Raw genomic sequence first — 12418 nt, forward strand, 5'->3', positions numbered from 1 at the left:
GACAGACGCCCGTCCCGGCTGCGGACGGCCGCTTCCAAATCCGAACGACGGAGCGAATGCCGATGAAGATCCCCTCTCCCGGGCTGAGTATCCGCGCCAAGCTCATTCTCTCGATCTACGGCACGATCATCTTCATCTCGTCCGTGCTGGGCTACTTCTCCTATCAATACTCCGCGGACAGCGTCGTCAACAAGGTGAGCATCGCCAATCAGGCCACCGTCAAGCAGATCGACGCCAACCTGAATTTCCTGCAGCGGGAGATCGACGACATCTCCATGCAGCTCGAGCTGCACGATCTCGTCCAATCCTTTCTGAAGGGCACATCCAGCCCGCTCTACGCCGACAAATCGCTGCTGTTCACCATGAGCCTGATCGCGGCCAAGAGCTACATCAACCTCACGATCCTGTACAACCTGTCGGACGATCACATTCCGTTCCATATGAGCAACGACGGCAGCAACGGCATCTACCCGTTCTCGGTGTTCTCCCGCAGCGACACCTACCGGAAGATCGACGCGCAGCAGGGGAAGCCCTATTGGTTCCGTTCGGACGACGAGCCGCTGATCCAGAACAACAAATACCCCAAAATCGCCATGGGGCGCATGGTTCGCGACCTGAACGATTACCACAACATCGGCCTGCTCATCATGTTCGTGAACGAGAAATACATCCGGAACCTGTACGCGGACAATCTGCAGACGAACGGCGGCAGCATCGCGATCGTCGACGGCGGAGGCACCGTGATCTCGCACGGGGGACCGGACTTCTACCCGGTCGAGGGGCGGTCTGCCCGGTTCGTCGCCGATTCGGCCCGGCATCGGGAAGGCACGCTGGTGGAGAAGGTCGGCGGACAATCGATGCTGATCGCCTACAGCAGCCTGAACGAGGTCGGCTGGAAGATTTATTACGCGGTGCCGATGGTCTCCTTGACCAAGGAATTGAACGCCATCAAGAAATTCACGTTCTACATCGTCGCCGGCTGCCTTGTCGTCCTGCTGCCCGTCATGCTGCTGCTGTCCTCCCTGCTCACGCTGCCCATCAAGCGGCTGCTGCGGTCGATGCGCCGCTTCCAGGACGGGCACTTCGACGAGCGCGTGAAGATCGCGAACAACGACGAGATCGGCCAGCTCGCCGTAGGCTACAACACGATGGTCGCCAGCATTAAAGATCTGGTCAATAAAATGTACGTCCTGCAAATCCGCGAGCGGGAAGCCGAGCTGAGTGCGCTGCAGGCGCAGATCAACCCGCACTTCCTCTATAACACGCTCGATCTCATCTTCTGGAAGGCGCAGGCCTCCGGGGACAAGGAAATCGCCACCATGATCTACTCGCTGTCCCGTTTCTTCCGGATCAGCCTGAACCGCGGGGAGGGCATGACCGTCGCGGCGAGGGAGAAGGAGCTCATCGAGCATTACCTGCTGCTTCATCAGAAGCGGCACAAGCACAAGCTGTCCTACGACATCCGCTTCGAGGAAGACGTGCTGCCGTGCATCATCCCGAAGCTGATCCTGCAGCCGCTCGTGGAGAACGCCCTGCTGCACGGGCTGGAGAAAAAGAAGAACGGCGGACATATCGTCGTGACGGCCGCGCGCGACGGCGACGAGCTTCGCTTCGTCGTCGAGGACGACGGAGTCGGCATGGACGAGGAGCAGCTGCGGGCGCTGCTGTCGCCGCCGGCGGAACGCCCCGCCGCCGCGGCGATGCCGGAGCTGCCCGGCGGCTATGCCGTGCACAATGTCGCGGAGCGCTTGAAGCTGATTTACGGAGACCGTTATTCGGTGGCGTTCTCCAGCACGCCGGGGCAAGGCACGCGGGCGGAAATCATCGTGCCGGCCGAAGCGCCGGCGACCAAGGGAGGCATTACGGCATGAGCATGAAGCTGTTGATCGTCGACGACGAAGAGGATGTACGGAACGGGATTCGGGGGATGATCGATTGGGAAGGCAACGGCATCGAGGTGTGCGGCGAAGCGGAGGACGGCCTGCAGGCGCTCGCCCTCGTTCGCGCGGCGCTGCCGGACATCCTGCTCATGGACATCCGGATGCCCGAGCTGAACGGGCTGCAGGTCGCCGAAGCGATGCGGGCGGAGGGCCACGGGTCCAAGGCGATTCTCCTGAGCGGCTACGACGACTTCGCCTTCGCGCAGCAGGCGCTCAAATTCGGCGTCTCGGAATATTTGCTGAAGCCCTGCATGCCCGAGGAGATTCTGGCCGCGGTGCTGAAGACCGCCGAACTCATCCGGGAGGAGCGGGCGCAGCGGGACAAGTACGCGGGCCTGCAGACGATGCTCGACTCGCAGATGCCGTTTCTCCGGGAGCGCTTCCTGCTCAAGTGCCTGCGCGGCGAGCTTTCGCCGGCGGAAGACCCTCGGGAGGGCTTCGCCCTCTACGGCATGGCGCTTCCGCCCCTGGAGGCAGCGGCCGCGATCGTCCGCATCGACGATTACGGCGCGCTGTGCGGCGGTGCCAAGGATCCGGATATCGCGTACTTGCGCTTCTCCGTGCGAAGCGCGGCGGAGCGGAGCTTGGACGCCCGCTTGGCCGTCGCGATCGTCGACGACCAGGACGATTTCGCCCTCATGGCGCATCTGGCCTCCGAAGAGGACGAGGCCGCGTTCGCGGAGGGCTTATCCCGCATGCAGGAAGCGCTGCGCGCCCAGCTCGGATTCACGGCTTCGGTCGGCATCGGCCGCGCGTATCCGGGCACCGGCCGGCTCCGCCGTTCCTACGCGGAGGCGCGGCAGGCCATGGAGGCGCGCTTCGCGCGCGGGGACGGCTGCCTCGTCCGTTACGAGGAACTCTCCGGCGAAGAACCGGAGCAGGCCGCGCCGAATTATCCGTTTACCGAGGAGAAGCAGATCCTGCACAGCGTGAAGAACGGCCATCACGCCGCCCTGGAGCGTCAGGTCGACGCCTTCTTCGAGGCGTTGGCGGCGCCGGGCTCCCCCTCCAAGGACCATGCCGTCCGCTGCTGCATGGCGCTCCTGCTGTCGCTGTATCACTTGTGCCTGGAGACCCGCTCCAATCCCGACGACGTCTTCGGGCGCGGACTCGCCTCGATCGACGCGCTGCTCGGCGCGCCCACCCTGCGGCAGCTGAAGGAGAACGCGCTTCGCACGGCGGACGAGGTCTGCCGCAAGATCAACAGCCGCAAATCCGGCCACAAAACGGTCGAGCAGGCCGTCGCCTTCATCGAGGCCAACTACGCGGGCGAGCTGACGCTCGACATCGTCGCCAACCGGGTATACGTGAACCCGAACTATTTTTGCCTGCTGTTCAAGCAGGCGATGGGCGTCAACTTCATCGACTACGTGCACAAGGTCCGTATCGGGAAGGCCTGCGAGGGCCTCTCGGCTCACCCGTACAAAACGTACGAGATCGCGGCCAAGGTCGGCTACGCGAACGAGAAGTACTTCTGCCAAATCTTCAAGAAGCTGACCGGGCTGACGCCGTCCCAATACCGCGACCGCTTCGGCGGCGCCGCGCTCGGTTGAGATCCTCGGCACGGCAAAAAAGGATGCCGCCACCGCCATGACGACATCCTCCCTATCAAACCTGCCGGCTTCCCAGCGCCCCGAGCGGCAAGCCCGCCTCGTACAGCGCCAGCGCCTGGTCGACGACCGCGGTGAAATCCGCTTCCGGGTGCTCGGAGCAATACAGCTGCACCGCCATCATCGCCCCCATGACGGAGCCGGCGAACATCATCACCTCGAAGTCGTCCCGGGGACGATCCAACCGGTCCGCCACCAGACGGGCGATCATGAGCAGCGTTTCGTTCATTTGGATGAGCGAGGCGGCGCGCAGCTCCGGGACGGACATCATGAGCGCCACCCGCTCGCCGAGCGATTCTTGCTCCTCGCGCGTCATCTCCGCGAAGCCTTCCTTGACCGCCGCCCGGAACGCCTGAATCAGGCTCTTGTCGGCCGGCTGTTTCATGAACGATTCGATCAGCAGCTCGTCGTCGTCGTCCTCCAGCACCAGCGCTTCCTTCGTCGGAAAGTAACGGAAGAACGTGCTCGGCGAGATCTCGCTCGCCTCGGCGATCTGTTCGATCGTCGTCGCGTCGTAGCCCTGCTCGCGGAACAAGCGCATGCCTTGCTGCTGGAGCGTCCGGCGGGTCTTCAGCTTCTTCTTCTCGCGAAGCCCCATCTTCGCCGGTTCCGGAATATCCTCGGACATGGCCGAATCACCTCTTTGCTCCCATTGTACGAACTTTAGCTTTGCGCATCCAGCACGGGGCCCGCGGAGTGGTTGTCGACGTCGCTGCCCTTGTCTTTCTCCTGATCCTTGTCGGACGTGACGGTCAGCACTTCCCGCTTCAGGAACAGGCAGATGACGACGACGACGAGCGCGAATACGAACGATACCCAGTAGAGATGCTGGAACGCGTTGGAGAAGACGCCCTTGATCTGCTCCACCAAGCCGGCGTTGAGCCCTTGCGGAATGCCGCCCTGCGCGGCGCCGCCGAGCTGCTGCGCGGTATCGGCCGGCAGATCGCCCGCCAGCTTGCCGATGCCCGACGTGATATTGGCGGCGAGCAGGCTGCCGAAGATGCTGACCCCGATCGTCATGCCGAACGATTGGAACAGCGTGACCGACGTCAGTGCGACGCCGCTGTTTTCTTTGGCGACCGATTCCTGCACGATCAGGTTATTGTTGAATAAAACCCCGAAGCCGAGCCCCAGAATAACGAAGTACCCGACGAGCGCGATAATCTTCGTGTGCATGTCGATGCTGGTCATCAGGAAGAAAGCCAGCGCCGGCAGCAGCATGGAGACGGCGAAAATGTTGCGGTACGGCACCTTCGTCATGAGCCGTCCCGAGACGACGCTGGCCAAGACCGCGCCGATCATGAGCGGCAGCGTCAGGTAGCCGGACGCGATCGGCGTCAGGCCGAGCACGTTCTGCGCGAAGAACGGGAACGAAGCGAACGAGCCCATGACTCCGAGCACGAGCATGAACACGATGAGCGACAGGACGACGAACGTCCGGTTCTTGAAGAGATGCATCGGCAGGATCGGCTCCTTGGCCTTCCGCTCGACGAAGACGAAGACGGTCAACAGCACGGCGCCGAGCGCCCACAGGCCGATCAGCGTCGGCGAGCTCCAGGCGTAGCCCTCCGTCTCGTGCAGCACCGGCGTCAGCAGCAGCGATACGATCGAGCAGACGAGCAGGAACGCGCCAGCCCAGTCGATGCTCGCGTTTTTGTTGCCCGTGGACTCCCGCAGGCCTGCGGACAGCACGATCGCGGCCACGATACCCACCGGAATGTTGACCCAGAAGATCCAATGCCATGAGATATGTTGGGTCAAATACCCGCCGATCAGCGGTCCCAGCAGCTGCGGCACGAACATGATCGCCCCGAAAATCCCTTGCATCTTGGCCCTTTGCTCCACGGTGAACGTATCCCCGAAGATCACCATCGCGAGCGGCATCAGCCCGCCTGCCCCGATCCCTTGGATGCCGCGTCCCAGCAGCAGCACCGGCATGTTCTCCGCGAACCCGCTCACGATGGAGCCCGCGATGAACAAGCTCATGCTGAGGATATAAATTTTCTTGCGGCCGTACAGATCGGCCAGCTTGCCGAGAATCGGCATGAAGGACGTCATCGTCAGCATGTAAATGCCGGCCACCCATCCGTACAGCGACAATCCGTTCAGATCGCGGATGATCGTGGGCATGGCCGTGCTGACGACCGTCTCGTCGAGCTCCGAGAATATAATTCCGATAATCAAACCGATGATGATAAGCGCCTTATTGTTCGTTCTGGTCAAAACCGCAGCCTCCTCTTTCGCTTGCTTTTCCATAGTGAGAGTTTATATAAAATAATAGTGACTGTCAATTTAAACATTGTGTCAAAATTATTAAGTCCGAAGCCCGCTCTCAGCCGCTGCGCCGCGGAAGCCGCGAACGATTCCTGTCCTGCGCGCCCGCGCTCGTCGGCGCATGGCGTTCGCTGCCCGTCAGGCCGCTAAGGCCGTCCGTTCGGAAGTCATGTTCGTTCGTCCCCTTTCTCGCGATTCGTGAACAAGATACCCCTTCAATATGAACGGGGAATGAACGAATCAGGGACGATAACGGATTTTCAACGACTGCAACGATCGAACTCCGTTCCGCCGCGTCATCCGGTCCACCGCGCCCGCGAGCTGCGCCGTCAGCGAGAGCGGATCCTCCCGCGCCCAGTCGTCGGTGAGACGGTATGCCCGCCCGTTCCGCACCGTCGACAACAGCATGCATGCGAGCTCCTGGATTACCGGTTTCCATCGCCTCGTTGGCATCGCAATGAAGAAAGAAGTCCTCCGGCCGCGGCCGAAGGACTTGGTCCTTTGAATCGTTTTATTTGCCGAGCAGGTCGGTCGTGGGTCACGCTGGGGGTCGAACGACATGACGTCATAGGAGAACCGCAGGTCGCCGTCGACCGCGTACGCCTTGGCGGGGAGGTTCCTCCACAGGCTGCTCTCGTCAACTTCCTTGACGGATTCCGGGTCAGAATCCGGACAAAACGGACGCGGCCGCATGTCCGGATTCTTCAGGTCTCAGCTTCTGGAGCGAACGAGCAGGTACAGGAAATACGGCGCGCCGATGACGGCGACGACGAGGCCGGCCGGAATCTCCGACGGCTGGAGCACCCACCTGCCGAGCGTGTCGGCCACCAGCACGAGCAGCGCGCCCGCGAGCGCGGTCGCCGGCAGCAGAATCTGGAAGCGCGAGCCGACCAGACGGCGCGCGAGATGCGGCGTGATGAGCCCGACGAAGCCGATGCTTCCGCTCACCGCGACGCAGGAGCCCGCGAGGCCGACCGCCGCCGCAAGCAGCAGCACCTGTTCCCGGTTGACGAAGGCGCCGAGTCCCGTCGCCATGGAATTGCCCAGGCTCAGCACGTTGACCGTATGCGCCTTGTAGAATACGTACGGCAGCAGCACGACGATGAAGGGCAGCAGCGCCGTCACGAAGCTCCAGTCCTTGCCCCAGATGCTGCCGGCCATCCAGGTCGAGACGAACTGGAACTGGTCCGGATTGAGCCGCAGCGAGATGACGATCGTCAGCGCGGAGATGCCGGAGTTGATGGCGATGCCGTTCATCAGCAGCCGGTTCGAGGACAGGCCCGTATGCTTGCGGTACGAGATCATGAACACGAGCAGCGCCGCGACGCCGGCGCCGGCCCAGGCGAGGATCGGCAGCAGGTAGGCGGGCGCGGATGCCGCGGACGAATAGAAGGCGACGAATACCAGCACGGCCAAGCCCGCGCCGGCGTTGATGCCGAGAATGCCGGGATCGGCGAGCGCGTTGCGCGAGATCGCCTGCAGCACGCTGCCGGAGACGGCGAGCCCCGCGCCGATCAGGAGCGAGATGACGATTCGCGGCAGGCGGAAGTCGAACAGGATCAGATGCTGCTGATCCGTGCCGGAGCCGAACAGCGTGCGCAGCAGGTCGAGCGGCGACAACCGGATGAACCCGGTGTTCATGCTGAGAATGAAAGCCAAGACGATGAGCGCGAGCAGCGACGCCACGGTAACGGCGTTGCGTTTGCGCCTGCGCAGCTCGGCGGGCGTGAATTCGATCGTGCGCATCGGCTACAGCTCCCTCCTTTCCTTGTTCGCGAGATACAGGAAGAACGGAACGCCGATCAGCGCGATGAGCGCCCCGATGGGCGTCTCGTACGGCGGATGGACGGTTCGCGCGGCGAGATCCGCGAAGGTGACGAGCACCGCGCCCAGCACGCCGGATGCCGGGATGATCCACCGGTAATCGATGCCGACGAGCTTGCGGGCCACGTGCGGCGCCAGCAGGCCGACGAAGGAGACCGCGCCGACGACCGAGACGGCCGAACCCGCGAGGACGACGACGATGACGGTGCAGGCGGCCTTCACGGGACCGGAGCGCAGCCCGAGCCCCTTGGCGATGTCCTCGCCCAGGCTGAGCAGCGTCACGGAACGCGAGAGCGCGATCGCGCCGGCCAGGGCGAGGCCGATCCAGGGAGACATGATCTTGAGATGCATCCATCTCGTGCCCGCGACCCCGCCGGCGAACCAGAACGCCATGTCCTGGCCGATGCGGAAATACAGCTGCAGTCCTTCGCTGAACGCCGTGAACAGCGCGGACAGCGTGACCCCGGCCAGCACGAGCCGGACGGGCGTGAGCCCGCCCTTGGCGACGGAGCCGAGCGCGAAGACGATCACGGCGCTTAGCGCGGCGCCGACGAAGGAGAACAGAATGAGGTATGTATACGGCAGTCCCGGGAAGAACGCGAAGCAGATCGCGAGCGCGAAGCCGGCGCCGGCATTCAAGCCGAGCAAGCCCGAGTCCGCCAGCGGATTGCGCGTCATGCCCTGCATGATGGCCCCGGATACGCCGAAGCTTGCGCCGACCATGACGCAGCCGAGCACCCGCGGCAGGCGCAGCTCCTGAATGATCTGATGCGAGGTCAGGTCCGGGTTATAGCGGAAAACCGCCTCCCATACCGTCAGGAAGCCGATATCGGCGGCGCCGAACGAGACGGAGATGCCGACGCCCGCCGCGAGCAGGAGCAGGCCGAAAAAGATGACCAGCATGGCCGTCCGCGGACGGGAATAGATCTGGTTCAGCGCCTCGGCGGGGTCCTCCCGCGAAGCCTCCGCCGGATCGTGCTGAGGGTGGTGTTGCGCGATGGATTTCACGATATTGAATCTCCAGTCTGTGTCGAATAGGAACATCCCGCGCGAGACGATCCTTTTCTAAAGATTGTAATTGATAATGATTATCAACGTCAATCGGAAATGTTGGCTGCGGCGAACACCGCTTCGTCATTTCGGAAAATAGGGCCGCCACGGATGCCTAACTTTTCCGGATGGCGCCTCCCCCGCTTTCCCGGTTTCCGCCGTTTTTCTGCGCGGACGGCACGATTTCTCCCGTATCCTTCCGCTTTCCCCCGATGTCCTTTTATCCCGCGGCCGCATATCATGATCCCATTACTTGACCAAATGGAGATGAAGCGATGCCGGTCCCCATCAAGAGCACAATCAGCAGCAAGACCACGATAGATGTCCTGATCCCCGCGATCGAGAAGGATTTGTCCACGCTCCCCCATGTCATCGACGCCGTCCGCAAGCAAGTGAAGCATCCCCTCGGCAAGATCATGATCGTCGCCCCGAACCGGCCAAGGATGCGGAAGCTGTGCAGGCGAAAAGGCTGTTCGTTCGTCAACGAAAACACGGTTCTTCCGATCACGAAGAAAAACATCCGTTACCGTTCGAAGAAATGGGAGCGGTCCGGCTGGCTGTTCCAGCAGTTATTGAAGATGAGCGGCGATACGTTGTCTTCCGCGAAGTATTTCCTGGCGATCGACGCCGACACCGTGCTCATTCGCCCGCATGCGTTCAGAACCGGCGGCCGTACGCTCTTCTATTGCCGGAACTGGAGCCAGCCCGAATACTTCAAAACCTACAAGAAGCTGCTGGGCAAGAAGGCGGCCTCCCCTTCGTCCTTCGTCACCCATTACATGCTGTTCGAGAACGCGAAGCTCCGGCAGCTCAAGCGGACCATCGCCTCGAAGCACGGGATGAGCTGGCATGCGGCGATTCTCAAAAAAATGGACCGCACGAAGCAATTCGCCTTCTCCGAATTCGAAACGTACGGCAACTTCCTCTACGCCCAAAATCCGGGCGGCCTCGCGCTCCGGAAGGCGCTCAACAAGAGCTTGTCGACGGACATCGCGCGCGTCACGCCGAAGCGGATCAAGACGCTCGCCAAAAAATACCGCTCGATCTCGTTCCATAAACGCAAAGGGTATACGCGAAAATAAGCGCCCGCCAGGCCGCTCCAACCTTGAGTGAGGAGGGATGTACGTGCGGATTGTCCTATTGAGCGGCGGTTCCGGCAAGAGGCTGTGGCCGTTATCCAATGAGATTCGCTCGAAGCTGTTTTTAAAGCTCCTGCCCTCGGAGGACGGCGGCAAGGAATCCATGCTGCAGCGGATCTGCCGGCAATTGGATGAGGCGGGCTTGCTTCCGCTCGCCTCCATCGTCGCGCACGAGAGCCAAGCGGAGCTGACGCAGCATCAAGTCGGCGATCGCATCGCGTTCCTGGCGGAGCCTTATCGCAGAGGGACCTTCACGGCCGCGGCGCTGGCCGCGAGCTACCTGCATGCCGAACGGCTGGCCGCCGCCGACGAGACGATATGCGTGATGCCGGCCGATCTGTTCGTGGAAGCGGGATTTTTCCGCCTGCTGCGCGAATTCCCCGGCATCCTGGCCCGGTCGGGCGCGGAGCTGGCCCTGCTCGGCACGACGCCCGCGCATCCCTCCAGCCAATACGGCTACATCGTGCCGCAGCCGCCGGATGCGAGCGGCGGCGAGGCGAAGGATTATCGTCCCGTCGCCCGCTTCGTGGAGAAGCCGGGCGAGGCGGACGCGCTCGTCCTGATGAAGCAGCAGGCGCTGTGGAATTGCGGCGTGTTTGCGTTCCCGTTGCATGTCATGCTTGCCCATTTGCGGCGCAAGGGGCTGCCCGCCGAATACGAAAGCCTGCTTGCCTGCTACGAACGGCTTCCCGAAGCCAGCTTCGACGTGGAGATCGCGGAGAAAACGCGGCGATGCGTTGTCATTCCCTACGACAGGGGTTGGAGGGATCTGGGCGATTGGCGCGTGCTGACGGAGTATCTGGGAAGCAGCATCGTCGGACGCGGAGAGATATCGGGCGATTCCCTTCATACGCATGTGGTCAATGAGCTGGATTCCCCCGTTCACGTCATCGGCCTCTCGAACGTTATCGTGGCCGCGAGCCCGGACGGCATATTGGTCGCCGACAAAGACGGCGCAAACCGAATCAAGCAGCAGCTGCCGGGCGGCGGCAAGCCCGCCAGCGGGGAGAAGCGCTGGGGAAGCTACCGCCTGCTGGACCATGCGAAGACGGGCATGGGCACCGAGGCCCTCACGAAGAAGATCGCCATGCTGCCCGGGAAGAATACAAGCTATCATCGGCACCGGAAGCGGGACGAAACCTGGACGGTGCTCTCCGGGACCGGGGAATTCATCCTCGAAACCGTGCATGCCCGGATTCAAGCGGGAGACGTGCTGAGCATCCCCGCCGGCGCCAAGCACGCCGTGAAGGCGATCACGCCGCTGGTCTATATCGACATCCAGCTGGGCACCGAATTGCTGGAAGAGGATAGCGAACGCTTCGCCATCGCCTGGGAAGAGATCCTCCGGCTCTGCGGGTCGCGCTGAAGGCGCCGAAGCGCCGGTCCGGCGACGTCCTGCATGGAGACGCCAAGCCAGGCCTCCGACCGTTCGACCGTCCGCGCGCACGTCAAACAGCCTTGATCCGGAGAACGATCCGGATGAAGGCTGTTTTATATTTGAGGCACGCACTCTAATATGACGTACTGATGTCCAATTATGCCTGATATAGTCTTGCATGAGACCCCTGCCCACAGGGAATAGGAATGGAGCGATTACGATGGCCGATCATTCTGCGATTCGACGCTTGCGGGATTTTACCGCATGGGTCAAGACATTGAACGACCTGGATCCCGGGCTGTGGCTCAAGCCGATCGCGGCGGGGAAATGGTCGACCGCCGAGATCGTCGCGCATCTCGCGAACTGGGATCGCCATATCCTCTCGTCGATTCTGCCCGCCGCGCGGCAAGGCGGGGCGATACGGTTCCCGGACGAGGACGCGTACAACCGGCAAGCGTCGGACTATGCGAAATCCGGCATCACGCAGTCGGCCCTGCTCGCGGAGACGATTCGGACGCGGGAGCGGCTGGTCGCCGAGCTGTTGGAAATGCCGGAGGAATGGTATGCAAGGAAGCTGAACTATTCGCTGGACATGCTCATTCCCGAGTTCGCGAATCACGACGATCATCATCGCGATCAGATCGTCCGTTTCCTGCGAGCTAACGCGAAATAACCGAACCTCCATGCAGCGGCGCCCCGATTCGAAAAACCGGGCTATCTCCATAAGGGAGAAGCCCGGTTTTTTCGTTTGCGCATTCAAACAAGCCGCCGGCCGATCTCCCAGTGGTGGCCGAACGGATCGGCGATGCGCCCGATGCGCCAGCCGTGGCCTTCGCCGACGGGCGCGAGCTCGGTCGCGCCGGCGGCAACGGCTTGCCGGAATACGGCGTCCGGATCGCCTACGGTCAGAATCATGTGGACCGAACCCTTGTCCTCCGGACCGGGGCTCGAATCCGGATCCTCTTGCAGCCAGAAGCCCGCTTCGCCGATGGCGAGCTCGGCGATTGCCGGCTTGCCGTCGTCGTCGGCCAGGCGATACAGTTCTTCCGCGCCGAACGCCGCTTTGTAGAAATCCAGTGCCGCCGCCGCATCGCGGACCGACAACCACGGGGCGATCGAGGTCACGAACGGTCGATTGCGATCATGGGCTTGATTCATGCTAGGGTCAGCCTCCTCTTCGCCGACGGCAGGGCCGCCGGTTCA

The 12418-nt window shown here is 62.5% G+C and carries 11 protein-coding genes; 5 read left to right on the forward strand and 6 right to left on the reverse strand.

Annotation, left to right across the window (positions count from 1 at the left end; genetic code table 11):
* Nucleotides 1-62 precede the first annotated feature (62 nt).
* Both GT019_RS24870 and GT019_RS24875 read left to right on the forward strand, forming a co-directional pair.
* Entirely contained in the window at nt 63-1871 is a 1809-nt protein-coding gene (locus tag GT019_RS24870) for a sensor histidine kinase (RefSeq protein WP_161746135.1), read from the forward strand.
* Entirely contained in the window at nt 1868-3493 is a 1626-nt protein-coding gene (locus GT019_RS24875) for a response regulator (RefSeq protein WP_161746136.1), read from the forward strand. The genes GT019_RS24870 and GT019_RS24875 overlap by 4 nt, the downstream gene beginning before the upstream one ends.
* A 55-nt stretch (nt 3494-3548) precedes the next feature.
* Here the strand turns inward: GT019_RS24875 and GT019_RS24880 are convergent, their stop codons facing one another.
* From GT019_RS24880 to GT019_RS24900, 5 genes are all read right to left on the reverse strand, one after another.
* Nucleotides 3549-4178: an acyl-CoA-like ligand-binding transcription factor gene (locus tag GT019_RS24880; RefSeq protein ID WP_235949241.1), complete on the reverse strand. Its 630-nt coding sequence runs from the start codon at nt 4176-4178 to the stop codon at nt 3549-3551.
* A gap of 35 nt (nt 4179-4213) precedes the next feature.
* Entirely contained in the window at nt 4214-5773 is a 1560-nt protein-coding gene (locus GT019_RS24885; RefSeq protein WP_235949244.1) for an MDR family MFS transporter, read from the reverse strand.
* A gap of 291 nt (nt 5774-6064) precedes the next feature.
* Nucleotides 6065-6232: a hypothetical protein gene (locus tag GT019_RS24890; RefSeq protein WP_161746138.1), complete on the reverse strand. Its 168-nt coding sequence runs from the start codon at nt 6230-6232 to the stop codon at nt 6065-6067.
* Nucleotides 6233-6535: 303 nt separating this feature from the next.
* The gene (locus GT019_RS24895; RefSeq protein ID WP_161746139.1) at nt 6536-7570 is read right to left on the reverse strand and encodes a FecCD family ABC transporter permease; all 1035 of its coding nucleotides are present in this window, start codon (nt 7568-7570) and stop codon (nt 6536-6538) included.
* A 3-nt stretch (nt 7571-7573) separates the two neighbouring features.
* Nucleotides 7574-8656 (reverse strand): FecCD family ABC transporter permease, encoded by a 1083-nt coding sequence (locus tag GT019_RS24900; protein WP_407945103.1) that lies wholly within the window; start codon nt 8654-8656, stop codon nt 7574-7576.
* A gap of 317 nt (nt 8657-8973) precedes the next feature.
* Between GT019_RS24900 and GT019_RS24905 the strand changes: the two genes are divergently transcribed.
* The 3 genes from GT019_RS24905 to GT019_RS24915 all read left to right on the forward strand — a co-directional run bounded on the left by GT019_RS24905 (nt 8974) and on the right by GT019_RS24915 (nt 11888).
* Nucleotides 8974-9780, forward strand: coding sequence for a DUF6492 family protein (locus GT019_RS24905; protein WP_161746141.1), 807 nt, complete (start codon nt 8974-8976; stop codon nt 9778-9780).
* A gap of 43 nt (nt 9781-9823) precedes the next feature.
* Entirely contained in the window at nt 9824-11203 is a 1380-nt protein-coding gene (locus tag GT019_RS24910; protein WP_161746142.1) for a sugar phosphate nucleotidyltransferase, read from the forward strand.
* Between the two features lie 232 nt (nt 11204-11435).
* The gene (locus tag GT019_RS24915) at nt 11436-11888 is read left to right on the forward strand and encodes a DinB family protein (RefSeq protein WP_161746143.1); all 453 of its coding nucleotides are present in this window, start codon (nt 11436-11438) and stop codon (nt 11886-11888) included.
* An 83-nt stretch (nt 11889-11971) separates the two neighbouring features.
* On the opposite strand, the gene GT019_RS24920 is transcribed toward GT019_RS24915, so the two are convergent.
* The gene (locus GT019_RS24920; protein ID WP_161746144.1) at nt 11972-12373 is read right to left on the reverse strand and encodes a VOC family protein; all 402 of its coding nucleotides are present in this window, start codon (nt 12371-12373) and stop codon (nt 11972-11974) included.
* Between the last annotated feature and the right edge of the window lie 45 nt (nt 12374-12418).

Origin of the sequence: Paenibacillus glycinis (genome assembly GCF_009909185.1) — a bacterium.
In the GTDB taxonomy this organism is placed as follows: domain Bacteria; phylum Bacillota; class Bacilli; order Paenibacillales; family Paenibacillaceae; genus Paenibacillus_Z; species Paenibacillus_Z glycinis.